The organism is Achromobacter sp. SIMBA_011, assembly GCF_046535435.1.
Lineage (GTDB): Bacteria > Pseudomonadota > Gammaproteobacteria > Burkholderiales > Burkholderiaceae_B > Achromobacter > Achromobacter dolens.
On record NZ_JAWRWN010000814.1, the window covers coordinates 1 to 255 of the forward strand.

General features: G+C 52.9%; 1 protein-coding gene. It reads left to right on the forward strand.

From position 1 onward, the window contains the following. Positions 1 to 67: 67 nt before the first annotated feature. Positions 68 to 255, forward strand: a 188-nt coding sequence (locus SB816_RS33255) for a hypothetical protein (RefSeq protein WP_410548412.1), incomplete at its 3' end; no start/stop codon positions are given.

Sequence of the window (255 nt, forward strand, 5' to 3'; positions counted from 1 at the left end):
GTCCTTTGACTTTGTTCCGCACGTATCGGGTAGTTCTGTTCGATGGCACCGAACCAATAAGTCTGCAATGTTTGATCTCACTGTCGATGCGCGCGACAGGGCCTTAGATCTAAGCCTGATTCGCGGAGAGCAGATGGTCGCTCAAAAATCGGCACCGATTGTGAAAACCGCGATCGTGCGAGCAGACGAATTTTGGCGACGGGTAAATTCGGTAGAGGACGTCGTCCCGGCGTTCGAATGGCTGCGAGACTATCT